The 21,539-nt window shown below is 72.3% G+C and carries 22 protein-coding genes; 12 read left to right on the top strand and 10 right to left on the bottom strand.

Going from position 1 to position 21,539, the window contains the following annotated elements:
- Positions 1-9: 9 nt before the first annotated feature.
- Genes AB0A65_RS07805 through AB0A65_RS07795 form a run of 3 tightly spaced genes read right to left on the bottom strand, consistent with a single transcriptional unit; the run spans position 10 to position 4,291 of the window.
- Positions 10-1,254 carry a hypothetical protein gene (locus AB0A65_RS07805; protein WP_359947986.1) on the bottom strand — a complete coding sequence of 415 codons (1,245 nt, stop codon included), beginning with the start codon at positions 1,252-1,254 and terminating at the stop codon, positions 10-12.
- Entirely contained in the window at positions 1,251-2,633 is a 1,383-nt protein-coding gene (locus tag AB0A65_RS07800) for a hypothetical protein (protein WP_359947983.1), read from the bottom strand. Before AB0A65_RS07800 ends, AB0A65_RS07805 begins: the two co-directional genes overlap by 4 nt.
- A complete protein-coding gene (locus AB0A65_RS07795) occupies positions 2,630-4,291 on the bottom strand; it encodes a Wzz/FepE/Etk N-terminal domain-containing protein (RefSeq protein ID WP_359947980.1) in 1,662 nt (553 codons plus the stop codon). The genes AB0A65_RS07800 and AB0A65_RS07795 overlap by 4 nt, the downstream gene beginning before the upstream one ends.
- Positions 4,292-4,484: 193 nt before the next feature.
- Between AB0A65_RS07795 and AB0A65_RS07790 the strand changes: the two genes are divergently transcribed.
- Positions 4,485-6,377, top strand: coding sequence for a glycosyl hydrolase (locus tag AB0A65_RS07790; RefSeq protein WP_359947977.1), 1,893 nt, complete (start codon positions 4,485-4,487; stop codon positions 6,375-6,377).
- A gap of 143 nt (positions 6,378-6,520) precedes the next feature.
- On the opposite strand, the gene AB0A65_RS07785 is transcribed toward AB0A65_RS07790, so the two are convergent.
- The 3 genes from AB0A65_RS07785 to AB0A65_RS07775 are packed head-to-tail and all read right to left on the bottom strand — an operon-like array spanning position 6,521 to position 7,892.
- The gene (locus AB0A65_RS07785) at positions 6,521-7,108 is read right to left on the bottom strand and encodes a DNA-3-methyladenine glycosylase (RefSeq protein WP_359947974.1); all 588 of its coding nucleotides are present in this window, start codon (positions 7,106-7,108) and stop codon (positions 6,521-6,523) included.
- Complete coding sequence (locus AB0A65_RS07780) at positions 7,105-7,647, bottom strand: DUF3515 family protein (RefSeq protein WP_359947971.1); 543 nt, start codon at positions 7,645-7,647, stop codon at positions 7,105-7,107. The genes AB0A65_RS07785 and AB0A65_RS07780 overlap by 4 nt, the downstream gene beginning before the upstream one ends.
- 11 nt (positions 7,648-7,658) lie before the next feature.
- Entirely contained in the window at positions 7,659-7,892 is a 234-nt protein-coding gene (locus AB0A65_RS07775) for an Lrp/AsnC ligand binding domain-containing protein (RefSeq protein WP_359947968.1), read from the bottom strand.
- 140 nt (positions 7,893-8,032) lie between these two features.
- Here AB0A65_RS07775 and AB0A65_RS07770 point away from each other — a divergent pair, with 140 nt between their 5' ends.
- Positions 8,033-8,983 carry a thiamine-phosphate kinase gene (locus AB0A65_RS07770; RefSeq protein WP_359947965.1) on the top strand — a complete coding sequence of 317 codons (951 nt, stop codon included), beginning with the start codon at positions 8,033-8,035 and terminating at the stop codon, positions 8,981-8,983.
- Positions 8,984-9,209: 226 nt separating this feature from the next.
- Here AB0A65_RS07770 and rpmB read toward each other — a convergent pair whose 3' ends face one another.
- Positions 9,210-9,401: a 50S ribosomal protein L28 gene (rpmB, locus tag AB0A65_RS07765; RefSeq protein ID WP_030157716.1), complete on the bottom strand. Its 192-nt coding sequence runs from the start codon at positions 9,399-9,401 to the stop codon at positions 9,210-9,212.
- A gap of 274 nt (positions 9,402-9,675) precedes the next feature.
- Between rpmB and AB0A65_RS07760 the strand changes: the two genes are divergently transcribed.
- The 9 genes from AB0A65_RS07760 (at position 9,676) to rnc (ending at position 18,306) form a co-directional block, all read left to right on the top strand.
- Entirely contained in the window at positions 9,676-10,947 is a 1,272-nt protein-coding gene (locus tag AB0A65_RS07760) for a hypothetical protein (protein ID WP_359947963.1), read from the top strand.
- An 86-nt stretch (positions 10,948-11,033) separates the two neighbouring features.
- Positions 11,034-12,668 carry a DAK2 domain-containing protein gene (locus AB0A65_RS07755; protein WP_359947960.1) on the top strand — a complete coding sequence of 545 codons (1,635 nt, stop codon included), beginning with the start codon at positions 11,034-11,036 and terminating at the stop codon, positions 12,666-12,668.
- Positions 12,665-14,848, top strand: a complete 2,184-nt coding sequence (gene recG / locus AB0A65_RS07750) for an ATP-dependent DNA helicase RecG (protein ID WP_359947957.1) — start codon at positions 12,665-12,667, stop codon at positions 14,846-14,848. The genes AB0A65_RS07755 and recG overlap by 4 nt, the downstream gene beginning before the upstream one ends.
- Before the next feature lie 30 nt (positions 14,849-14,878).
- Positions 14,879-15,436, top strand: a complete 558-nt coding sequence (rsmD, locus tag AB0A65_RS07745; protein ID WP_359947954.1) for a 16S rRNA (guanine(966)-N(2))-methyltransferase RsmD — start codon at positions 14,879-14,881, stop codon at positions 15,434-15,436.
- On the top strand, positions 15,433-15,924 hold the full coding sequence (gene coaD, locus AB0A65_RS07740) for a pantetheine-phosphate adenylyltransferase (RefSeq protein ID WP_359947951.1): 492 nt from the start codon (positions 15,433-15,435) through the stop codon (positions 15,922-15,924). The genes rsmD and coaD overlap by 4 nt, the downstream gene beginning before the upstream one ends.
- 62 nt (positions 15,925-15,986) lie before the next feature.
- Positions 15,987-16,499, top strand: coding sequence for a hypothetical protein (locus AB0A65_RS07735; RefSeq protein ID WP_359948694.1), 513 nt, complete (start codon positions 15,987-15,989; stop codon positions 16,497-16,499).
- 310 nt (positions 16,500-16,809) lie between these two features.
- Positions 16,810-17,376 carry a YceD family protein gene (locus tag AB0A65_RS07730; protein WP_359947949.1) on the top strand — a complete coding sequence of 189 codons (567 nt, stop codon included), beginning with the start codon at positions 16,810-16,812 and terminating at the stop codon, positions 17,374-17,376.
- Between the two features lie 27 nt (positions 17,377-17,403).
- Positions 17,404-17,577 carry a 50S ribosomal protein L32 gene (gene rpmF, locus AB0A65_RS07725; RefSeq protein WP_091053207.1) on the top strand — a complete coding sequence of 58 codons (174 nt, stop codon included), beginning with the start codon at positions 17,404-17,406 and terminating at the stop codon, positions 17,575-17,577.
- A gap of 12 nt (positions 17,578-17,589) precedes the next feature.
- The gene (gene rnc / locus AB0A65_RS07720; protein ID WP_359947945.1) at positions 17,590-18,306 is read left to right on the top strand and encodes a ribonuclease III; all 717 of its coding nucleotides are present in this window, start codon (positions 17,590-17,592) and stop codon (positions 18,304-18,306) included.
- Positions 18,307-18,513: 207 nt separating this feature from the next.
- Here the strand turns inward: rnc and mutM are convergent, their stop codons facing one another.
- From mutM to AB0A65_RS07705, 3 genes are all read right to left on the bottom strand, one after another.
- On the bottom strand, positions 18,514-19,344 hold the full coding sequence (gene mutM, locus AB0A65_RS07715; RefSeq protein WP_359947942.1) for a bifunctional DNA-formamidopyrimidine glycosylase/DNA-(apurinic or apyrimidinic site) lyase: 831 nt from the start codon (positions 19,342-19,344) through the stop codon (positions 18,514-18,516).
- Positions 19,345-19,370: 26 nt separating this feature from the next.
- Positions 19,371-19,994, bottom strand: coding sequence for a response regulator transcription factor (locus AB0A65_RS07710; protein ID WP_359948692.1), 624 nt, complete (start codon positions 19,992-19,994; stop codon positions 19,371-19,373).
- A gap of 179 nt (positions 19,995-20,173) precedes the next feature.
- Positions 20,174-20,911: a CAP domain-containing protein gene (locus AB0A65_RS07705; RefSeq protein ID WP_359947939.1), complete on the bottom strand. Its 738-nt coding sequence runs from the start codon at positions 20,909-20,911 to the stop codon at positions 20,174-20,176.
- 352 nt (positions 20,912-21,263) lie between these two features.
- Between AB0A65_RS07705 and AB0A65_RS07700 the strand changes: the two genes are divergently transcribed.
- Positions 21,264-21,452, top strand: a complete 189-nt coding sequence (locus AB0A65_RS07700; protein ID WP_106364912.1) for a hypothetical protein — start codon at positions 21,264-21,266, stop codon at positions 21,450-21,452.
- The last annotated feature ends 87 nt before the right edge of the window (positions 21,453-21,539 follow it).

Raw genomic sequence — 21,539 nt, 5'->3', positions numbered from 1 at the left:
CCTTGCAGTTCAACAGGTACCGTCGGTGGAGCCGGCCTGCGCGGTCCGCTGGCGGGCGATGTGGCGCAGCAGGGTCGGCAGGAGCCAGCGGCCCAGCGCCCCGAGCGCGGCGCCCGCGCGCTCGGCCTGGTCGCCCATGTAGCGGGCGGCGAGGTCCACGAGGTACAGGAGCGCGGTCGGCTCGGCCTCGCCGGGTGCGACGCCCATGGGCGCGAGGATCGCGGGCGCGTCGGCGACGAGCCCGAGGACGGCCGTGGTCGGGTCGGTGGCCTTGGTGACGATGTCGTCCTGGAGCCGGTAGTGCGCGGCGTCGAACCCGTAGGGGACGCCGGTCTCGAACCGCTCCAGGTCCCACAGGTAGATCCGGTCGCCGGTCTCGCGCGTGTTCCACGGGGCCCAGTCGCCGTGCCAGGCGCCGAAGGTCATCGACGTGGACGCGTACCGGTCCAGCAGGGTCTCCCCGGCGGTCTGGAGCGTGTCGGCGTCGGGTTCGCCGCGGTCGGTGAGGGCCTTGAGCCGCAGGCGCAGCCGTGCGGCGTAGTCGGACTCGCCGAGCGGGAACCGGCCGGTGCCGCACGCGTCCGCGAGCTCGCGCATGGCGGCGCTGCGGCGGCCGGGCCCGAGGTCGGCGGGCGCCTCCCACGCGGGGAGCGCGGAGGTGACCATGAGGTTGTGGCCGTTCCAGTTCCCCGAGTACAGGAGCCGCGGCACCTGGAGCAGGCGCAGTTCGCAGAACTCGCTGAGGCGCTTGGTCGCGGCGGTCTCGGCGTCCACGAGCTCGCGGGTGAGCGCGTTGACGCCGAGCTTCGCGAACGCGACGGTGTTCGCGTCCCCGTCGAGGATCTGGAGCACCGGCTTGCGGTTGGCCCGCGCCGGTCCGATGTGGATGCTCAGGTGGACGTCGTGGCCGAGGACCGCCGCCAGGTGGTCGTCGATCCCCTCGGCGCCGCCGACCTTGACGCGGTGCGGCAGGAGCATCCGGTCCAGGCCCAGGCGCAGCGCCAGGACCGCGGCGTCGCGCTTGAGGCGGGCGCCGCGCGCGGCCGGGCGCGCGTACCGGGAGAGGGCCGCGGCGGCCACCTTCCGGTCGGCGGCCGGGATGAGCACGCGGGGCTTGCGCCGCCCGGGGACGACGATGTACGGGCGCGCGGGCGCGTCCGCGGCGGCGCCGCCGGGGTACAGCTGGTCGACGACCTCGGCGAGGTACGTGGCCCGCCGTCGCAGGTCGTCGGCGGTCTTCAGTGCTCGACTCATCGGTTCTCCGTCTCTGGGCCCTGGGCAGCGGGCTCGCTGGTTCTGTTGGCGGCGAGGAGGACGTAGCTGAGCAGGGTGAGCAGGAGCGGCGTCACGAGGGCGTTGTAGTAGAACATCGTCAGCAGCGAGAACCCGACGACGGCGCTCCCGGCGATCCCGACCGCGGAGTGGTCGGATCTGAAGCGCCACAGGACCGCGAGCGCGAACCCGAGGTACGTCACAGTCCCGGCGATGCCGTGGGCGAACATGACCTGCCACAGCTGCCCGTTGCCGCCGAGGGTCCGCCCGCCGCAGCGCGGGCACTCGGGGGTGGGGCCGACGGCGATCGACTCGCCGGACCCGAGGGTCTTGCGGGTGGACCCGAACCCGAGGACCGGCGAGTGCGCCATGACCAGTTCGGTGGCCCGCTCGGAGGAGAACGCGCGGCCCTCGTCGGAGTGGCCGTTGTCCATGCGCGCCTGCACCACCGTCCCCAAAGGCGTGAGCACGACGAGGAGCACGGCCGCGCATCCGGCGCCGCCGAGCGCGAGCATCCCGCCGGGCCTGCCGGACACCAGGAGCCGCAGCGCGGTGAACACCGCGACGGCCGCCAGGCCCAGCCACAGGCCGCGGTTCATCGAGTAGACCGCGGGGATCAGCGACACGGCCAGGAGCACGACCGCGCCGACGCGCCACTTGGCCTTGACGGGCGCGCAGAACGCGGCGACGACGAACCAGACGGCGGTGATCGCGAAGTTGTTGCCCCACGTGTTCGTGTAGCCCCACGGGGCGGCCGGGCGCGGCGTCTCGTAACCGAGGAAGTCCATGGTCTGCGCGGCCTGCGGGTGGACCAGCGACTGCACGAACCCGTCCTTCGCGACGGCCTTCGGCAGCAGCGCCTCCACCGGGGACGTGTACTCGAAGCTCCCGAAGAACGTGCCGAGCAGCCCGCCCGCGACGGTGACGGCGAACAGCCACGCGAGCAGCCGGATCAGGTGCTCGCGGCGGAGCTTCCCCTCGACGACAAGGTTGTACGCCCACAGCGCGATGAGCGTGCAGCAGCAGTAGAACCCGAACCGGTAGGTCGCGCCGGGCAGGCTCGACAGGAACGTCTCGGGGACCACCCCGGGCGGGTCCACGCCGAGGTTCGCGAGGCTGAGGACCACCGCGAGCAGGAACAGCAGCCACCACCCGAACGCGGGCGGCACCACGATCGACTTGCGGCGCACCAGCTTCACGGCCGCGACGGCGGCCACGAACGGGATGGCGAGGACCCCAAGGCCCAGCGCCCACCACAGCGGGTAGGCCGCGAGGAGCCACGTCAGCGACGCGCCTTCACGTCCCTGTCCGGTGTCGGGTCCGGTGCGGTCGGCCGTGCGGTCGGCCGCGAGCAGCGTCATCGGGGCTCGGCGGCCGGGGCCGCCGACGGCACGGCCGGGATCACCTCGGTCGATGCGTCCTCTCCGGACTCCACGGGTTCGAGGGAGTCGGTCGGGGTCTCGTCGGCGGTCGGCGGGCGCCGCGCCGCCAGTTCGCGGCGCGCGGTCGGCAGCGGCACGGTGTTCATCGGGCCGAGCACGGCCGGGAGCAGGACCGCCCCGAGCAGCGGCGTGTCGATCTGCCGCATGGCGACCGCGGCGGCCGCGGTCTCGCTGATCGCGTCCCGCTGGGACTGGACGGCGAGGATCACGGCGTCGGCGTGCCCGGCGAGCAGCTGCGCGTCGGCGGAGCACGACAGCGGCGGCGCGTCGACGACGACGAACCGGCCCGCCTCGGCGAGCTTCGCGAACGTCTCGGCGGCGGCCTCGCTCGTGGGCCCGGCGGCCCTGGCGGCGGCGCCGGGGCCGATGACCGAGAGGCTCGGCTGCCGCGGCGCGGCCTGCACGGCCTCGGACAGGTCAATGCGGCCCGACCACGCGTCGGCGAGGCCCGGGACCGGGTCGGTGCCGAACAGCTCCGGCAGGCCCACGGTGGTGCTCGGGTTCGCGGCCACGGCCGTGACGCGGTCGCCCGCGCGGGCCATGGCGGTGGCGAGGTTCGCGGCGACGACGCTCGCGGCCGGGCCGGGCGCGATCCCGGCGACGACGATGACGCGCTGGTCGTGCGTCAGCTGCGAGGCGACGATGTTCCGCAGCTGCGCGAACACGCGCCCGCCGGGGCTGTAGGCCCCGAAGACCTCGCGGCGCTGGAACTTCACGCCCGGCGGCACTGAGGCGATGACGTCGAGTTCGCACCGGTCGACCAGGTCGGCCGGGTAGGACACCTTGCGGGCCAGGCGGTGCCGGGCCCACGCGAGCATGAGGCCCAGCGGCAGCCCGACCCCGAGGGCCGCGGCGAGGTTGAACATCGCCTTCGGGCTGATCGGGGCCTGCGGCAGCGACGCGGAGTTGATGACGCGCCCGGGCGTGACGGCCTCGGTCTGCGCCTGGAGCCCGGCGATCTCGGTCTCCAGCTCCCCGGCGCGGTTCCGGAGGTCCTCCAGGTCGGATTCGAGCCCGGCCCGGCCGCCGTCGCCGGAGTCCATGCCGTCGAGCCGGTCCTGGGCGTCGGCGATCTCGCCGCCGACGGTGTCCAGTTCGGTGCTCGCGGCGGCGATCTCGCGGTCGAGCGAGGCGGTGGCCCCGGCGAGGCGGTGCGCGAGGTACGCCTCGCTGAACGCGACGGAGCCCTCCTGCGCGGCCTGCGCGCTCCCGGCCTGGAAGCTGATCTCCAGGACCGCGGTGTTCGGGGGCACGGTCACCGACACGTGCGAGACGAGGTCGTCGGCCGGGTCGGCGCCGAGCGCCTCGGCGGCCGCGTCGGCGACCTCGGTGGACTTGACCAGCTGCGCCTCGGTGTCCAGGTTGACCTGTCCGGCGGTGCGCGCCCCCTGGACGGCGGTGTCCCCCTCGGTCGGGAGGACCAGGACCGAGGCCGTGGACTCGTACACCTCCGGGCTCAGCTCGGTGTAGGCGACGCCGGCGGCGAGCGCCGCGGCGACGGTACCGATGACGAGCCACCAGGAGCGGCGGACGATGACGCCGTAATCGGCGAGCGTGCGGGCGGCAGGGGTCCTCAACGCGAAGCCCTTTCTCGTTCTAGGGATCTCGAAGGAGTAACGAGCGATGTGTCCGATAGGTGACGGGCGCGCGGCGCGGCGCGCGCGACAGGGGTTGTGTTTGCGAGAGGTGGCGAGTAGAAAGCAATTTGTTCGCTAATATGGTGATTCGCAATATTGAGTCCGGATCACATTGGACGGAAGAAGGTGGACCATGGGCGGCTCCGACTCGCGGCAGCGACTTCCGCTCGCGACAGGCCGGGGCATCGTCACGGTCCTCGCCGTCCTCCCGCTGGTCCTGGCGGGTTTCGTCATCGGCTACGGCGTCGGCTCGGGCGACGGCCGCTTCGGCGAGCCGCTGCGCGAGGCGTGGGAGGGCGGGCGGGGCACGGTCGACCACCGGCCCCTCGCGGCGTCCTTCACCGCCACGGCCGTCGAGGGCCGCGCGCCCGACGCGCCGTCGGTGCTCCCCGTCGGGTTCTCCGACGACCTCGGCATCGCCGTCGCGCACCTCCAGTTCGCCGTGGACGAGACCACCGTGCGCCCCGCGCACACCGCGCAGCTGCGCCTGCCGGTCGCCGTCCCGCCGGACTCGGAGGGCATGACCGTCGAGGTCGCCTCCGTCCACCCGGTGAGCTGCCTGTGCTCGCTGACCGCCGCGACGGCGCCGCCGTACGGCACGGTCTGGGACGCCGTCGAGGTCAACGCCTCCACCACCGAGATCGTCTTCGACGTCACCGGCGCGATCAACGCGCCCGGCCGCTACGGCTTCGCGGTCACCAGCCCCGACCGCAAGGCGTACCTGGAACTCGAAGGCGCCGAGTACGACGCGGGCCCGGCCTTGCGCACGGTCTCCGAACCGGACGCCCCGACCGGCCCCCTCCCGCCGACGGCCCCGGCCCCGACCGACCCGGGCGCCGCCACCTCGGCACCGCCGATCGCGCCCTCCGACACGCCGTCCCAGTCGCCCTCCGAGTCGCCGTCCGAGTCGCCGTCCGCCTCGGCGTCCCCTTCGGAGTCGCCCACGCCCACAGGGGGAACGATCCCGACGGCCCCGCTGGACCCGGTGGGCTCCGCGGACCCCACGGGCGTCCCGGGGATGCCCGCCGCCGACCCGACCGAGCCGCTCCCGGAGTCCGGGCAGTCGGAGGACCAGCTGAGCACCTGCACGACGGGGGAGAAGCTGGTGCCGACGTGCGGCGCGCTCGTAGGGGTCGCGCCCGCCGCGCACACCAGCCGCGTCAAGGAGGACGAGCTGCTCGCCTTCGAGGAGCGCGCCCAGCACACGCAGCAGATCTACCACGCGTACGAGCGCGGCGACGACCGCCTGTTCCCGACCGACGCGCAGATCGCGCTCACCCAGGACCCGGAGCGGCCGCGCACGCTGTTCATCAACTGGAAGCCGCGCATGGCGAACTGGGCCGAGATCGCCGCGGGCGACCCCGAGACCGACGCCTACCTGGACCGGCTCGCCGAGCACATCACCGCGAACTTCGACAAGCCGTTCTTCTTCACCGTCCACCACGAGCCCGAGAACGACGTGGTGCAGAAGGCGGGCTCGGGCATGGAGGCCGCGGACTACGCGGCGATGTTCCGGTACGTCGTGGAGCGGCTGCGCGCGCACGGCGTCGACAACCTCGTGACCGTCATGAACTACATGGGCTACCTCAAGTGGGTCGAGAAGCCCTGGCACGACCAGCTGTACCCGGGCGACGACGTGGTCGACTGGATCGGCCTGTCGGGGTACGGCCAGTCGCTCCACGACGACGGGCGCTCCGACTTCGGGGAGATCGTCGACCAGACCAAGGGCGACACGGCCTGGCCCGGGTTCTACCACTGGATCGCGAAGGAGCATCCGGACAAGCCGATGATGCTCGCCGAATGGGGCGTGTTCCACGAGGACGACTACCCCGACCACCAGACCGCGGTCTTCCAGGCCGCGCGGTACCAGATGGCGCACTACCCGCGCCTGAAGGCGATCGTGTACTTCGAGACGCCCGCGGACTCCAACGGCGGCAGGAACTCCGAGATCCACCTCGACGACGGCGCCCTGGAGGCGTTCCGCGACCTGATGCGCTCGCCGTACTTCGACGTGCGCCTGGAGTGAGATTCACCGCAGTTCCGCGGCGAAGCCCGCGGAACTGTCAGACCCGGCGGCGACCCTGGAACGGAGCATCCCAGGGCGGGCGGGTTCTTCCCTCCCACCCAGGGAGGGCGCGCCCTCAGCCCGCGCACACGCGCGCGCCGCCCTCAGTCCGCTTGCGCCGCAGGCGCCTTCGGGTGCCGCTTGTACGGCGACACGTACCGGTCGCCCGCGATCCAGAACCGCCAGGCCGCGTCCGCGGCCTTCGTGATCCCCGTCCGCGGCCCCGCGAGCACCTCTGCCGCCTCCCCGCCGTTGACGGCGCCGACCATGTCCCGGCCGTCGTCGCCCCGGTCCCAGCCCATCGCCTGCGCCAGCCGCGCCGGCCCTCGCGCCAAGTCCCTTTCGGCGACGTTCTCGCCGCGCCGCCCCTGAGCGAGCGGCGCGCCCTCGACGACCTCACCGGCGCGCAGCAGCACCGCCGCGCCGGCCCCGTCGGCGCCGCACACCAGGTTCGCGCAGAAGTGCATGCCGTACGTGAAGTACACGTACAGGAACCCCGCGGGCCCGAACATGACCCTGGTCCGGGCGGTCGGCCCGCGGAAGGAATGCGAGGCCGGGTCGTCCTCGCGGTACGCCTCGACCTCCGTCAGCCGCACCGACACGCCGTTCGCGGTCACGATGCAGCCCAGCAGCTCCGGGGCCACCACCACCGAGTCCCGGGCGAAGAACGACCGGTCCAGCGGGCTGCTCACGCGCACCCGGTGGGCGCGTCCTCGGCGGCAGGGACCTTCTCGGCGATCACCGTCGACAGGTCGTTCAGGACGTCCACGGGCTGCTCGTGCTCGGCGGGCACGTCGACGCCGACCGGGACCTGCCGGTCCAGGGTCGTCCACTGCCCGCCCGTCTCGTCGGAGTACCAGCAGACGCCGTTGAGCATGTACACCGCGTCGGTGTCCGCGACCTCCGCGGAGGCCGCCCCGCAGGTCGCCACGACCGCCGGGTCGCCGTACGCGAGGACCGACTCCGCGGCGCGCTCGCCGCCCTCGACGGGCCGCGCGTCCAGGCCGCCCGCCGCGTCCGGCGCGGTCGCCGTCAGGGCGAGGCAGATCACGGCGTCGTCTTCGGACAACTCCGGCGCGGTCACCGTCACCGGCGACAGGTCCGCCTGCACCAGATCGGAGTGCTCCTCGGCCACGGGGGCCATCGCGTTGTAGATGAGCACCCCCGCCACGGCCGCGACCGGCACCGCCACCACGGTCGCGATGACCGCGGGAAGCCTCTTCTCGCCCACCGGGCGCCCCCTCAGAAGTTGAGGATCGAACACGTCAGCGTGCGGGTAATGCCCGCCACCCGCTGGACTCTACCGACCACCGCATGCCCCAGCGGATCGCCGGAGGACGCCTCGGTGAGCACGACCACGTCGTACGGGCCGGTCACGGTGTCGACGCGGACCACCCCGTCGATCCCGGACACGGCCTCGGTCACCGACTCGGCCATGCCGACCTCGGTCTGGATGAGCATGTACGCCTGCGCCATCGTCGGACCACCTCCCCGTGACCGGCGAAGCGCGGTGGCCCGGACCCGACACGGGCGGGCCTGACCGCATCCCGTTCGCCGTTGAGCGAAGATTACCGAGTGATCCACCGACCTTCAAGCGACCGAGGAATGGAGCGAACGTGAGCGAGACCGTCGCAGAGGTCGGCGAATTCCGCCTCATCGAGCGCTTCACCCGCCATTTCGGCACCACCGACGCGGTCCTGCTCGGCCCCGGCGACGACGCCGCCGTGGTCGCCGCCCCCGACGCCCGCGTCGTCGCCTGCACCGACATGCTCGTGGAGGGCAACCACTTCCGCCGCGACTGGTGCTCCGCCGCCGACGTCGGCCACAAGGCCGCCGCCGTCAACCTCGCCGACATCGCCGCCATGGGCGCCCGGCCCACCGCCCTCCTCGCCGCGGTCTGCGCCCCCCAGGACACGCCCGCCGAATGGCTCGAAGGGCTCGCCTCCGGCCTCGCCGACGAAGCCTCCGCGGTCGGCGCCGCTGTCGTCGGCGGCGACACCACCCGCGGCGACCAGCTCACCATCACCGTCACCGCCCTCGGCGACCTCGAAGGCCGCGCCCCGGTCACCCGCTCGGGCGCCCGCGCCGGCGACGTGATCGCGCTGGCGGGCAAGCTCGGCTGGGCCGCCGGCGGCCTCAACGTGCTCTCCCGCGGCTTCCGCTCCCCGGGCGCCCTCGTCGGCGCCTACCGCCGCCCCCAGCCGCCGTACGCCGCGGCGCGCGACGCGGCCCTCATGGGGGTCAACGCCATGATCGACATCTCCGACGGCCTCCTCGCCGACCTCGGCCACATCGCGACCGCCTCCGGCGTCGCCATCGACGTCGACACCACCGCGCTCCCGATCCCCGAGCCGATGCGCAACGCCGCCGAAGCCCTCGGCTCCGACGCCCGCCGCTGGCTCCTCACCGGCGGCGAGGACCACGCCCTCGCTGCGGCCTTCCCCGCCGACGTCCTCCTCCCCGAAGGCTGGCGCCGCATCGGCACCGTCCTCGACGGCGGCGGCGTCACGGTCGACGGCCGCAAATGGTCCGGCCCCACCGGCTGGGACCACTTCTCGGGCAGCTAGACGCCAGTGGGGAGGGGCGCCGCGAGGCGGCGCCCGCCCCGGCCGCCGCGGACGGTCCGGACCTGACCCACCCTCCCTGGGTGGGTAGGTCCCCAACCTCCCGCCCGGGTACGACGAAAACGCCCGGGCCTCGGCCCGGGCGTAGCGAGGATCACGTGATCCCTAGATACGACAAAGCGCCGCCGGGGCCGAGCCCCGGCGGCGTAAGTCTCTGCGGCGTCAGCCCTTAGCGGGTGACCTTGCCGGCCTTGATGCACGAGGTGCAGACCTTGGCGCGGCGCTTGTTGTCGCCGGAGCCAGTCGCGATGCGGATGGTCTGCAGGTTCGGGTTCCAACGACGACGGGTCTTCTTGTGGGACCACGGGACGTTGTTGCCGAAGCCCGGGCGCTTGGCACAGACTTCACACACGCTCGACATAATCCATAACTCCTGCTTGACGTTCATTTCGGCCCGCCTGAGGGCGGGCAACCCGGCAATTCTAACGGACCGTGCGAGGCCCCTGCCATCCAGGTCAGGGGACCTGCGCCACAGCCGCGGCCGCGCGTCCTTCCAGGACGCCGATTCACTGCTCTGTACTGTGGCGGCTGCCGCGGTCCGCTACCGTCGGTGACTCTAGGATGGGCGGTAATCCCGTAGGCTGGCCGCATACAGATGATGTGCCGATGCCCATAGCTTCTTTGGTGAGTCGAACATGAGCAACACCCCGCAGCAGCCTGCCGACGGATGGCAGTCCCCGCAACAGCCCCCGGTGTACCGCCCCAACGAGCAGCCGCCGGAGGAACCGCCGCCGTGGTCGCCCGAGAGCCAGCGGATGTCGGGGATGAGCCAGCAGCAGCCGGGTCCTGTCGAGGCCGACGGGACCGTCAAGTACGTCGGCGGCCCCGGCCAGCCCTCCCAGCCGCCGTTCGGCCCGCCCCCGGGAGTCCCCATCTCCCCGTTCGACCAGCCGGCGCAGATGTCCCCTCAGCAGATGCCTCCGCCGATGCCGCCGCAGTACTCCCCGCAGCAGATGCCCGCGGCCGACCCGTTCGGAGGCGGCGGCGGGATGCCGGTCTCCGGAATGCCGGTCTCGGGGATGCCCCCGGTCTCGTCGATCCCGGCCTCGGGCATGCCGGTGTCGGGACCCGCGGGCCAGTACGGCCAGCAGCCCCCTTACGGGCAGCAGCCGCCGTTCGGCGGGGGCCAGTTCGGCCCCCAGGGCGGCCAGCTCGTCCCGGTCTCCGGCGGCGGCGGGGCGCAGCCGTGGGGCTCGCCGGACACCATCCAGCGCAAGAAGAAGGGCGGCAGGGGCCCGATGTGGCTGCTGCTCGTCGGCGTCGTCGTCATCGCCGCGGCCCTCGGCGTGGGCGGCTTCTTCCTGTTCAACCCGGGCGACGACCCCGGCGACGACCAGACCGCGACCATCTCCACGCAGGAGGAGGACCCGTCCGGCGAGGCGACCGAGTCGGGGGCCGAGTCCGGCGACCCGTCCGCGAGCGAGGAGGCCACCTCCGAGGAGGCCCCCGAGCCCGAGACGCCCGCCGCCACCACGGTCCTCGCCAACGACGGCTCCGGCCTGAGCATCCTCGTCCCCGAGGGCGCCGCCGAAGCCGCCAGCCCGCCCGACGTGTTCACCGACGTCACCGGCTCCACGCTCGGCGCCGACGGCCCGACCGTGTACTTCGGGACGTTCGACCCGGCCGCGATCGGCGTCGCCGAGGACGTGAACCTGGAGACCCTCGGCGCGAACCTCCAGGCCGCCGCCGCCACCTGGGCGGGCGGCGCCGCCGAAGGCGCCACGGGCAGCCAGTACCGCGTGGACGCCCGCGCGGCCTACTTCAACACGTTCACCGTCGGCGGCAACACCGTCATGACCGCGATCGTCCAGAACGGCAGCTCCTACGTCGGCTTCGTCGGCTCGGCCACGCCCGAGCAGGTCGAGGCCCTGGAAGCGGCCCGCACCAGCATCAGCTTCGGCTCCTAGGACCGGCCCTGACCGAACACGCTCCGGGGGAGGAGGCGGCACCGACGGGTACCGCCGCCTCCCCCGAACGCGTATCCTCATGGCCCGTGGTGCAAATCCCTGAGACCGGGCGCCAGGCGCTCGACGCGGACCTCATGCGCGAGTGGGCCGCGCGCGGCATCGACACGCTCACGCGGCACCGCCGCGGGGTGGACGAGCTGAACGTGTACCCGGTCGCCGACTCGGACACGGCGACGAACATGGTGGCGACCCTCCAGGCCGCCTTCCAGGGCGGCACGCCGGGGCTCGGGCTCGAAGCGCTCCTGGACGAGGCCGCCGGGCGGGCACTGCTGTCGGCCCGCGGGAACTCCGGGGTGATCCTCGCGCAGATGCTCCGCGGCCTCGCCGACGTCTGGAACGCCGACACCGTGGACGCCAAGGGCTTCGCCGCCGGACTCAGGTCCGCGACCGACGCCGCAACCGGGGCCGTCGCCGTGCCGCAGGCCGGGACGATCCTCACCGTCGCCGAATCCGCCGCGTCCGCGGCCGCGAAGGCCGCGCCGTTCGGGCTCGTCTCCGCCTCCCGCGCCGCCGCCGAGGCCGCCGCCGAAGCGGTCGCCGCGACCCCCGGGCAGCTGCCCGCGCTGGCCCGCGCCGGGGTCGTGGACGCCGGGGGCCTCGCGCTCGCGCTGCTGCTCGAAGCGCTCGTGGAGACCCTCACCGGGTCCCGCCCCACGGGCGCACTGGACCTCCTCGAACGCCACCGCGTGCGCGCCGTCGAGGAGACCGAGCAGGTCCCGCGCGAGACCGGCTCCGAGGTGTACGGCTACGAGGTCCAGTACCTCCTCGAAGCGAACGCGGGCGCCGCCTCCGAGCTGCGCCACCGCCTCACCGACCTCGGCGACTCCGTGGTCATCATCGGCTCCCGGGCCGCCCGGGACGTCACCACGTTCAACGTCCACGTGCACGTCAACGACATCGGCGCGGCCATCGAGGCCGGGATCGAGCGCGGCCGCGTCCACCGGATCTCCGTGACCCGCTTCGACGACACCGCACTCGACGGCACCCTCGCCCACGCGGACGCCCGCATGCACGCCGCCCCCGCGCGCCGCCCCGCCCACGCGACCGAGCCGGCCCGGGCGCTCATCGTCGTCACTGAGGCCGCCGGGCTCCGCGAGTTCCTTGCGGGGGAAGGCTGCCGCACCGCGACCGGCGCCACCGTCGGCGCCGAACTCGCCGCCGCGCTCGCCGACGGCGCCGACAGCGCGGTCGTGATCTCCGACACCGAGGCGGCCTCGCGCACCGCGGACCGCGCCGTCGAAGCCGCCCGCGCCGACGGCCACCGGGCCGCCGCGATCTTCGCCGTCACCCCCGTGCAGGCCGTCGCCGCCGTCGCCATCCACGACCCCGAGCGCGAGTTCGACGACGACGTCGCCGCCATGGCCGAGACGATCCGGGCCTGCCGCACCGGCGAGGTCCGCACGGCCCCCGATGGGTTCACCGCGAACGTCCAAGGACAGGCCCCGGCCGCCTTCGCCGACGCCGCCGGAGCCGCCCGCGACCTCGCCGACCGGCTCTGCGCCGAAGGCGCCGAACTCCTCACGGTCCTGCCCGGCGCCGGGTCGGACCCGGAAACTGTCACAGCCTTGAGTCATCATGTGCGCGAGGCGTGGCCGACCGTGGAGATCCAGCAGTTGCCCGCCGCCGACACTGAGCCGCTGCTGCTGATCGGAGCCGAATGACCGTAGGGCTGGAGACCCGCCTCCGCGAGGTCCTGGGCAAGAAGACCGCCGACGCCCTCGCCGACGGACTGGGACTCGACACCGCCGGGGACCTCCTCGGGCACTACCCGTTCCGCTACGCGCAGCGCGGCGAGCGCACCGACCTCGCCTCGCTGGGCATCGGCGACGACGTCACCGTCGCCGCGCAGGTCCGCGCCGCCGTCAAGAAGACGTTCACGCCCCGCTCCGGCAAGGGCCGGGGCCGCGGCGGCCGCGGGGACCTCCTCGAAGTGGTCGTCGCCGACGAGCCCGGGCGCTCACTCACCCTCACGTTCTTCAACCAGGGCTGGCGCGCGAAGGAACTCGTCGCCGGACGCTGGGGCCTGTTCGCGGGCAAGGTCGCCCAGTTCCGCGGCCGCCTCCAGCTCAACTCCCCGCAGTACCAATTGCTCGCCGAGGACGCGGCCGACCCCGGCAGCGCCATCGAGGAGTTCGCCGGAACCCTCATCCCCGTCTACCCGGCCACCGCCGAACTCCCCACCTGGAACATCGCCAAGGCCGTCCACACCGTCCTCGGCCTCGTCCCCAGCCCGCCCGACCCCCTCCCCGCGTCCCTGCGCGAGCGGCTCGGCCTCCTCGACTACGGGACCGCGCTGCGCCAGATCCACCGCCCCGACTCCCACGAGTTCCTCGGCGCCGCAAAGAAACGCCTCAAATGGCAGGAGGCACTGGTCATGCAGACCGTCCTCGTGCGCCGCAAAGCCGAGTCCGCGGGCGAGGCCGCCGACCCCTACCCCGAAGGCGGCGCGATCCTCGACGCGTTCGAGGCGCGCCTCCCCTTCGAGCTCACCGCCGGGCAGCGCCAGGTCGGCGCCGAGATCGCCGCCGAACTCGCCCGCGAGCACCCCATGCACCGCCTCCTCCAAGGCGACGTCGGCTCCGGCAAGACCCTCGTCGCCCTGCGCGCGATGCTCCAGGTCGTCGCCCACGGCGGCCAGGCCGCGCTCCTCGCCCCCACCGAGGTCCTCGCCGCCCAGCACCACCGGTCCATCGCCGAGATGCTCGGCGACCTCGCGCAGGGCGGCCAGCTCGGCGCGCCCGCGGAAGCCACCCGCGTCGAACTCCTCACCGGCTCGGCCACCGCGGCCCAGCGCCGCCCCGTCCTCGACGCCGTCAAGACCGGCACCGCCGGGATCGTCATCGGCACCCACGCGCTCCTCTACGACGGCGTCGAGTTCGCGAACCTCGGCCTCGTCGTCGTCGACGAGCAGCACCGCTTCGGCGTCGAGCAGCGCGACGCCCTGCGCGCCAAGGCCAAGCACACCCCGCACACGCTCGTCATGACCGCCACCCCCATCCCGCGCACCGTCGCCATGACCGTCTACGGCGACCTGGAGACCAGCCGCCTCACCGAGCTCCCCGCGGGCCGCAGCCCCATCGCCACCCACGTCGTCCCCTACGGCGACGGCCGCTGGATGCAGCGCACCTGGACGCGCGTGCGCGAAGAGGTCGCTGCCGGACGCCAGGCGTACGTCGTCTGCCCCCGCGTCGGCGGCGACGACCAGGACGACCCGAACGCGGGGGACAAGCGCCCGCCGCTCGCCGTCACCGACATCATCGAGGAGCTGCGCGGCAACCAGCTGCACGGCCTGCGCCTGGGTCTCCTCCACGGCCGCCTCGACGCCGACGAGAAGGACCGCGTCATGCGCGCCTACGCCGCGGGCGACATCGACGTCCTCGTCGCCACCACCGTCATCGAAGTCGGCGTCAACGTCCCCAACGCCACCGCCATGGTCGTCCTCGACGCCGAGCGCTTCGGCATCTCCCAGCTCCACCAGCTCCGCGGCCGCGTCGGCCGCGGCACCCACCCCGGGCTCTGCCTCCTCGTCTCCGAGGCCATGGAGGGCACGCCCTCGCGCGAGCGCCTCGACGCCGTCGCCTCCACCACCGACGGCTTCGCGCTGGCCGAACTCGACCTGGAGCAGCGCCGCGAGGGCGACGTCCTCGGCGCCGCCCAGTCCGGCATGAAGTCGCACGTGAAGCTGTTGTCGCTGTTGAAGGACGTCGACATCATCGCCGCGTCCCGCACCGAGGCCGCCGCGCTCATCGACGCCGACCCGGAGCTCAAGCGCGAGCCCGCGTTCGCCGCCCTCGTGGACGATCTCGCCGCCGACCGGGGCGAGTTCCTGGAGAAGGGCTGACGGCGCGCGGGCGGACTAGACTCGGCTCCAATGACCAGGATCATCGCCGGCAGCCTCAAGGGCCGCCGCCTCGCCACGCCCCCGGGGGACCGCACCCGGCCCACCTCCGACCGGGTCCGCGAAGCGCTGTTCAACTCGCTCGCACCCGGAGGCGACCTCGACGGCCTCCGCTTCGCCGACCTCTACGCCGGGTCCGGCGCGGTCGGCATCGAGGCGCTCTCGCGCGGGGCCTCCGCGGCCCTGTTCGTGGAGTCGCACGCGCTCACCGCGAAGCTCCTCCGCAAGAACCTCGCCGACCTCGGCGCGACGGGCGGCGACGTGATCTGCGCCCCCGTCGAGAAGGCCGTCCAGAACGGCCCGGCCGAACCGTACGACATCGTCTTCGCCGACCCGCCCTACGCCGTCACCGACGCGGCCGTCGCGGACATCCTCGAAGCGCTGGTCGAACACGGTTGGCTCGCACCGGACGCCGACGTCGTCGTGGAGCGCGGCGGCAAGGACGCCACGGTCCCCTGGCCCGCGAAGATCGCAGAAGACCGCGTCCGCCGCTACGGCACCACGGCACTTTGCTACGGTCACGCCCTGTGAAACCTGAAGCCCGAATCGCCGCCTGCTCCGGGTCATTCGATCCGGTGACGTACGGTCATCTCGACATCTTCGGACGCGCCGCCCAGTTGTACGATGAACTCTGGGTCGCGGTCTTCCACAACGCCTCCAAGAACGCGCTGTTCAGCGTCGAGGAACGGGTGGAGCTCCTCAAAGAGACCACCGCGGACATGCCCAATGTACGGGTCGCGTCCTTCCAAGGACTGGTGGTCGACTTCTGCCAGAAGCACGGCGCCGGAGTGCTCGTCAGAGGCGTGCGCGCGGCCTCCGACTTCGACTACGAACTACAGATGGCCCAGATGAACTACGGGTTGGCGGGCATAGAGACGGTGTTCATCCCCACCAACCCCCTCTACTCGTTTCTGTCGTCCTCGATGGTCAAGGACGTCACGAAATGGGGCGGCGACGTCTCGTCGCACGTGCCCGAAATCGTCCAATCGCGACTGATCGAGCGCTTGCGGCAGGAATAGCAGCACTTTCCACCCTCATACGGGACAATGTCCCCATGACAGACATCGACGGGAGCAAATCGGTGGGTGCGCTCGACCGGATCGAAGAGATCATCGCTTACGTGGAGCAGGCGAAAGCCGTCCCCATGTCCCGCGCCTGCAAAGTCGACCGGGCCGAGATGATCGCCATGCTCGAAGACCTCCAGAACGAACTCCCCGGCGACCTGCGCCGGGCCGAGGCCATGCTCCAGGAGCGCGACAACATCATCAACGCCGGCGAGCGCGAGGCCGAGCGGATCATCGCGGAGGGCGAGTCGGAGCACGCGCGGCTCGTCTCCCGCCACGAGATCACCGTCTCGGCCGAGCACGAGGGCAACCGCATCATCGCGGAGGCCCGCGGCGAGGCCCAGCGCCTCCGCGACGAGGTCGACGAGTACGTCGACACCACGCTCGCCAACTTCGAGCAGTTCCTGCACCGCGCCCTCTCCGGCGTCGAGCGCGGCCGCGACAAGATGCACACCCTCCGCGAGATCGGCAGCTTCGCCCCTGCGCAGCAGGAGCAGTTCGAGGACGAGAAGCCGCTCCCGCAGCTGTAGCGGGGAGGCCGCGGTCTCGGCTGCGGCCCGGCCCGGCTCCGTGCCCGGCCGTAGGTCCGGCCGCGGGCCGGAGCGCCCGGCGGCGCAGCCGCGCGGGCGCCTGCGGGCGGGCCGCTCCCGGGTGGGAGGGTAGGCCGCCAGTCTTGCCCGCGGGTCCGACAATCCGGGCCCGCGGACGGGCCGGGTATCGCCGACATCACGTCCACGCTCCGCTCCGGCCTGGGTTGGGCCGGGCACCGGGGCTGATGTAGCATTACCGGTCGGCCTCGATCGAGGCGAACCTCCCTGAACGAAGGACCGCTGCACACCCATGACGACCGCTCCTGATCCCGCCGCGCCGCTGGTGTTCGACACCGCGGAGCTCGGGCGCAGCTCGGGCACGACGATGCACGTCGCGCTTGAGGTCCCGGCACCCGCCGGACTCGGTCTCGCGGGCTACGCCGTCCCGGAGTCGGCCCCGCTCGACCTGGACTTCCACCTGACCGCGGTCAGTGAAGGCGTCCTCGCCGACGGCACGGTCGCGGCGGTCGCCGCAGGCGAGTGTGCGAGGTGCCTCGCACCCGTGGAGGACGCTCTCAACGTCCAGGTGCAGGAGCTGTACGCTTACGAAGGCTCCGTCACCGACGAGACCACCGAAGCCGACGAGATTCTGCGGCTCAGTGGCGATCTGCTCGATCTGGAGCCCGCGGTTCGGGACGCGCTGGTGCTGGCCATGCCGGTCACCCCGCTGTGCCGACCTGACTGCCCGGGGCTGTGCGCCGATTGCGGCGTCCCCTGGGACGAACTGCCCGACGACCACGTTCACGAGACCGTGGACCCCCGTTGGGCGGGTTTGGAGAAGCTTCGGCTCGCCGACACCGACGGCGAATCGAAATAGCACAGCGAATAAGTATGGAGTTCTGAAGTGGCTGTTCCGAAGCGTCGTATGTCGCGCAGCAACACCCGGCACCGTCGGTCGCAGTGGAAGGCGACGCCGATCCAGCTGGTCGAGTGCCCGCAGTGCCACGCCAAGAAGCGCGGCCACCAGGTCTGCGAGGTCTGCGGCACGTACAAGGGCCGCCAGGTCCTCGAAGCCTAAGTCCTCCCGCTTATGGGCGACAAGGCAGTACAACATTTCCAAGCGGTGTTCGGGGTCAGCGATATCGACCCCGAACTGCTGCGTCTCGCCCTGACCCACCGCTCGTACGCGTACGAGCACGGCGGGCTGCCCACGAACGAGCGGCTGGAGTTCCTCGGGGACTCCGTGCTCAGCCTCGTGGTGACCACGGCGCTCTACCAGAACCACCCCGACCTGCCCGAAGGGCAGCTCGCGCGCCTGCGCGCGTCGGTGGTGAACATGAAGGCGCTGGCGGGAGTCGCCCGCCGCATGGGCGCGGGCGGTATCGGCCCGCACCTCATGCTCGGCAAGGGCGAGGAGACCTCCGGCGGCCGGGGCAAGAACTCGATCCTGGCGGACGCGGTGGAGGCGCTGCTCGGTGCGGTCTACCTCCAGTACGGGGTGGAGACCGCGAAGCGGGTGGTCCACCACTTCTTCGACCCGCTCATGGAGGCCGCGGCCGGCCAGGGCGCGGCCCTGGACTGGAAGACCAGCCTCCAGGAGCTGACGGCCGACTCCGGTCTCGGCGTGCCCGAGTACCGGATCACCGAGTCGGGCCCCGACCACGCCAAGCAGTTCACGGCGTGGGCCGTGGTCGCGGGCGAGGAGTTCGGCGAGGGCACCGGCGGCTCGAAGAAGGACGCCGAGCAGATCGCCGCCAAGCTCGCCTGGCAGGTCCTCTCGGACCGCATGGGCGTCAAACAGCGATAAGCCTGCAACGAGGGGCGGGAACCGGGTCTCCGGTTCCCGCCCCTCGGCGTTGTCCCACGTGAACGTATGGGTGGGCGGGTGGGTACGACCATCCCTAGCCCCCACCCACCCGGGGAAGCATGGCTGCGATCCTTCCGCGGGGGTCCGACAAAAAGCGGGGCCCGGGGAGGTCGTGTCACCCGAACGGGTCACGCCGAAGGCTACGGCCTACCTCTGACACTTCGGGCAGTAGTGGGCCGAGCGGTCGCCGATGACCTCGCGGACGATCGGGGTGGCGCAGCGTCTGCAGGGCTGGCCGGCGCGGCCGTAGACGGCGAGCTCGCGGGCGAAGTAGCCCGCTTCGCCGCGGGCGTCGACGTAGAGCTCGTCGAAGGAGGTGCCGCCGACGGCGAGGGACTCGGTGAGGACGTCCTTGACATGCCCGAGGAGTTCGAGGGCCTTGCGGCGGCTCAGGGAGTCGCCGGAGCGGCGGCCGCGCAGGCGCGCGCGCCAGAGGGCCTCGTCGGCGTAGATGTTGCCGACGCCGGAGATCCAGCCCTGGTCCAGGAGCGCCTTCTTGACCTCGATGGTGCGCTTGAGGAGCCGGTCGGCGCTCGCGGAGGCGTCGAAGGCGGCCTCGAAGACGTCGGGGGCGATGTGGCCCATGGTCTTCGGCACGTCGTCGCCCATGTCGGACAGCTCCCAGTACCCGAAGGTCCGCTGGTCGATGAACCACAGTTCGCGCTCGTCGGTGAACACCAGGCGCCCGCGCAGGTGCTTGTGGGCCTCGCGGCCGTCGGTGACGACGTGGAGCTGCCCGCTCATGCCGAGGTGGCAGATGAGCGCGCGGCCGTCGTCGAGGGCGAGCCACATGAACTTGCCGCGGCGGCCCGATCCGGTGATCTCCAGGCCCTTGAGGTTCGCCTGGAAGTCCGCGACGCCGGGCGCGTGGCGGCGGACGGTCCGCGGGTTGTAGACCTCGGCGGTGCTGATGCGTCCGCCGCGGAAGGCCGCGTCGACCCCGCGGCGGACCGTCTCGACTTCGGGGAGTTCTGGCACGTTTCAAGTATGCCCAGGGACTCCGGTCAGCTCAGTTGCGGGTGCTTCTCCCTGACGGTGTCGATGCCGTAGTTGATGGCGAACGCGATCGCGGCGAGGCGCGAGTTGACGCCGAGCTTGCCGAGGACGTTCTGCACGTGCGACCGGACCGTGGAGACCGAGACCCCCATCTGGTCGGCCATGTGGCTGGTCGGCTCCCCGCGGACGATGCGGCGCAGCACGTCGTCCTCGCGGGGCGTCAGGTGGTGCGCGAGCTCCAGGGCGTCGTCGTCGCCGAGGAGCGGCGCGGGCTGGAGTGCGGCGCGCAGGAGCTGCGGGTCGTAGTAGGGCGGGCTCGCGAGTCCGGTGTCGATGGCCCGGAGCAGTTCGCTCGGGAGGATGTGGGTGTTCGCGATGCCGGCGGCGGAGACGGAGACGGCCTTGCGGAGCACCGACCCGTCCTCGCGGTCGGTGATGAGGAAGACCGGCCGTTTGCAGTCGGTCAGGACCCGGTTCCGGGAGACCGCTTCGAGTGCGACGAGACAGCAGTCGACCTGGGCGTCCGCGGCGGCGAGCGCTTTGGCGCTGCGTGCCTCGACGGGGTGGTCGCCGCGTCGGTGGAGCAGGGGTCGAATGCTGGCGGAGAAGACCTGGTTCGGGTCGTACAGCATGACACGCACGGTTGGCACCTCATCCTTCGGGTGTTCTTCGGTCGCCTCCCCAGATGCGCGCCGATCAGGCGGCCACCCCAGCATGACTGTTGGTAATCGTCCAGTCCAGCATTGAGTCGGATGGACGACAGTACGGGGTCGCAGCGCCGTTCACCTGCGATAATGCGGCCCGTGAGGGGCTAGCCGAACATCTGCACCCAGTAGATGGTGCCGTCCCGGTCGTACGCGCCGATGCCTATGACGTCGTAGCCGCAGTTGAGGATGTTCGCGCGGTGGCCCTCGGAGTTCATCCACCCCTCCATGACCGCTTCGGCGTCGGGGTAGCCGTAGGCGATGTTCTCGCCGACGCCGCCTTCGTAGCCCTGGGCGTTGGCCCGGTCGGTGGGGCTGCGGCCGTCCTGGGAGGTGTGGTCGAAGTAGTCGTTGACGGCCATGTCCTCGGCGTGGAGGCGCGCGGCGGTGTCGAGGCGGGAGTCGCGGGCCAGGTCGCCGCAGCCGTTCTCGGAGCGGCGGTCGTTGACGATGCCGAGGACCTCCGCTTCGGCGTCGGCGTACGGGGCGTCGCTCCCGCCCCCGGTGTCGTCGCCGCCGCCGGAGCCGCCGTCCTCTTCCTCCTCTGCGGCCGTGGTGGTCTCGGCCGCTTCGGTGGTGGGCTCCTCCTCGGCGTCCTGCGGGAGGATCTCGGCTTCCTGGATGTCCGCGAGCGGGGAGACCGTGGGGGACTCCTCGGCGGATGCCGAACCGGCGGTGCTGGTGGTCGGGTCCTGGGACGTGGCCTCGGTGCCGTCGAGTGGCGAGCCGACCGCCCACAGTGAGGTGGCTCCCGCCGCCAGGCCGAACGCTGCCAGGATGGCGATGAACATCCGGCGCGTGCTCTCGGCGGGATCGCGGTGGCGTCCGCCCTGGAGTCTTCGCATGGGGGTACGGCTCCGTCGCGGGGGGAAATACACGGGGGTTATTCGCGTTTCACGGGGACCCTATCAGGTCCGCTCCGGCCGCGCACTGAGCACACGGTGACCGGGCGCTCACCGGGACACCCCCGCAGGTGTGACCCCCGTCGAATCCGGGGGTCCGAGCATGTGCAAAGCTTGACGAAGACCGCCGGAAAGGCGGAAGATGGTGGGTGACGGCCAGTGTTCACGAGCCGTGCTCCACTGGTCCGGCGAGGGGCAATCGGCCCCGGCGGCTAAAAAAATCACTCAGCAAATGCGACGTCTATTCCGGTGCGTACGCCAACGCCACCTGACGACGTGATCGCAAGGAGAAACTATGGCGAAAGCCCTCTACGGCCACATCGGCCAGGCTCCCAACAAGCGCCTGCTCGAAGAAGTGGTCCAGCTACGCGCGCGAGTGCGGAACCTCGAGACCGAGCTTGCCGAGCTCCGGTCCCGCGAGGACGAGATCGAGCAGGATCAGGTCGAGGAGCTGATGCGGCTGCACGAGCCCGCGTTGACCTAGACCGTCACTCGCACAACGGAAGATAGGCGCGCCAGCTGCCAGCAGCGGGCGCGCATTGTCGTGTCCGGGGGCGAAACCCCAGGAGAG

It is taken from the genome of Glycomyces sp. NPDC047010 (assembly GCF_040644205.1).
Classification (GTDB): Bacteria; Actinomycetota; Actinomycetes; order Mycobacteriales; family Micromonosporaceae; genus Glycomyces.
Note: the sequence above shows the minus strand (reverse complement) of the source record. Positions and strands in the feature narration are given on the sequence as shown.

Excerpts from the sequence above, each read along its gene's own strand:
- AB0A65_RS07800 (WP_359947983.1), bottom strand. The coding sequence starts at position 2,633 with ATGACGCTGCTCGCGGCCGACCGCACGGCCGACCGCACCGGACCCGAC.
- AB0A65_RS07710 (WP_359948692.1), bottom strand. The coding sequence starts at position 19,994 with ATGCTGTACGACCCGAACCAGGTCTTCTCCGCCAGCATTCGACCCCTG.
- rnc (WP_359947945.1), top strand. The coding sequence starts at position 17,590 with ATGGGCGACAAGGCAGTACAACATTTCCAAGCGGTGTTCGGGGTCAGC.
- rsmD (WP_359947954.1), top strand. The coding sequence starts at position 14,879 with ATGACCAGGATCATCGCCGGCAGCCTCAAGGGCCGCCGCCTCGCCACG.
- recG (WP_359947957.1), top strand. The coding sequence starts at position 12,665 with ATGACCGTAGGGCTGGAGACCCGCCTCCGCGAGGTCCTGGGCAAGAAG.
- AB0A65_RS07760 (WP_359947963.1), top strand. The coding sequence starts at position 9,676 with ATGAGCAACACCCCGCAGCAGCCTGCCGACGGATGGCAGTCCCCGCAA.
- rpmB (WP_030157716.1), bottom strand. The coding sequence starts at position 9,401 with ATGTCGAGCGTGTGTGAAGTCTGTGCCAAGCGCCCGGGCTTCGGCAAC.
- AB0A65_RS07790 (WP_359947977.1), top strand. The coding sequence starts at position 4,485 with ATGGGCGGCTCCGACTCGCGGCAGCGACTTCCGCTCGCGACAGGCCGG.
- AB0A65_RS07730 (WP_359947949.1), top strand. The coding sequence starts at position 16,810 with ATGACGACCGCTCCTGATCCCGCCGCGCCGCTGGTGTTCGACACCGCG.
- AB0A65_RS07805 (WP_359947986.1), bottom strand. The coding sequence starts at position 1,254 with ATGAGTCGAGCACTGAAGACCGCCGACGACCTGCGACGGCGGGCCACG.
- AB0A65_RS07705 (WP_359947939.1), bottom strand. The coding sequence starts at position 20,911 with ATGCGAAGACTCCAGGGCGGACGCCACCGCGATCCCGCCGAGAGCACG.
- AB0A65_RS07700 (WP_106364912.1), top strand. The coding sequence starts at position 21,264 with ATGGCGAAAGCCCTCTACGGCCACATCGGCCAGGCTCCCAACAAGCGC.
- AB0A65_RS07775 (WP_359947968.1), bottom strand. The coding sequence starts at position 7,892 with ATGGCGCAGGCGTACATGCTCATCCAGACCGAGGTCGGCATGGCCGAG.